This window comes from uncultured Bradyrhizobium sp., from assembly GCF_964252615.1.
In the GTDB taxonomy this organism is placed as follows: Bacteria; Pseudomonadota; Alphaproteobacteria; order Rhizobiales; family Xanthobacteraceae; genus Bradyrhizobium.
In genome coordinates this window covers 11,458-12,952 of sequence record NZ_CAXUNQ010000002.1, presented here as the reverse complement: position 1 = coordinate 12,952, position 1,495 = coordinate 11,458, and the positions used below count along the sequence as shown (strand labels likewise).

Here is a 1,495-nt window from a genome sequence, read left to right as displayed (position 1 = left end):
GCCGTAGTTGCTGCCGGTCAGGAAGTAGTTGTTGCCGGTGCCGAGCCAGGTGAACGTCAGCGGCAATCCATGGCCGGCGTCCGGTTTTCCGAGATCCAGGGTCGTTCCGTCGCTGAATTTGAGCTGGGCAAGCGAACTCGAAACACCCCACGCATTGATGGTCAAGGCACCCTGCACGGTGATGCTGTCGGTGCTTCCGCGAAGCTTGACGATCAGGTCGGTGCCGCTCGACTGCAAGATGACGTCGCTTGCCGAGATTCCCGCCGCCATCCGCAGTGAGGTCACGCTCTGGGCGAAGGTGACCTGGCCGTCGCCGCGGCCGAACATGTATCCGCCGCCGTTCGCAGCCAGGATGTCCAGAATCTGCGCCTGACTCCAGCTGACGCCGTCGGAGAACTGTACCGACAGCATCGCTCCGCCGGAGAATTCCCGCTGCACCGTTACCGTCTTGCCGGTGAGATTGTTGATGATGACGAGGTCGGCGCCATTGTTGGCGACCCGTCTCGACAGGCTCACATCGGTGGACACAATGTCGCTGAATTGCAGCCGCGAAACGAAATTGCCGGGATCGGCAATGACGTCGTTGCCGCCCGCCGAACTGTAGACATAGGTGTCCGCCCCGCCCCGGCCGTTGAGGAATCTGTCGCCGAGCCCCGCCACCAGCGTATCGGCGACGTTGAAACCGAGGATGTCACCACTGCCGGCATTGATCGCCTGGGTCAGCAGCATTGCGCGAAGGTCGGCTTGGGACCAGACCGTGCCGTTGTCGAAGGCGACACGCTCGACACCCTGGCTGAACCAGTCGTCGAGCTCGTCCTTGAGCAGGATCGATCCGCCATTGCCGGCACCCGGTGCGGTCTCTGCGACGACCAGCGTCAGGTCATTGAGGTTGCGCACAAAGCTGACCGACGCCGGGTCGATGTTCTGCAGCCTCAGCGTATCGAACGTCGTGAAATTGCCGGCAGTACCCTCGATAATGGTATCGTTGCCGTCGCCGCGTGCATAAATGTAGGTGTCGTCTCCGGCTACACCGCTCAGTGTATCGTTGCCGGGGCCGCCGGTCAGGATGTCGTTGGTGTTGAATCCGGTAATGGTGTCGTTGCCCCGGGTCGACGCCTGGGCGAGCGTCTTCACCCGCAAGTCGGCCTGGGTCCAGATCGTACCGTCGGCGAACACGATCCTTTCCACGCCCGTGCTGAAGAAGTCGTCAAGCTCCGACTTGAGCAGGATCGAACCGCCGTTGCCGGCGCCGGGCGCGGTTTCCGCAATCACCACGGTAAGGTCGTTGCCGTTGCGAACGAGGCTGACGCCGGCCGGGTTGATATCCAGCAGGTTCAACGTGTCGACGGTGCTGAAATTGCCCGCGGCATTTTCGATAATGACATCGTTGCCGTCGCCTTGCGCATAGTAGTAGGTGTCGTCACCCGGACCGCCGCTCAAGGTATCGTTGCCGCGGCCGCCGCGCAGGACGTCGTTGGTGTTGAAGCCGTTGATG

General features: G+C 62.1%; 1 protein-coding gene. It reads right to left on the bottom strand.

Annotated elements, in window-relative coordinates:
* Positions 1-1,495, bottom strand: a 1,495-nt coding sequence (locus tag ACFE72_RS01345; RefSeq protein ID WP_375411247.1) for a calcium-binding protein, incomplete at both ends; no start/stop codon positions are given.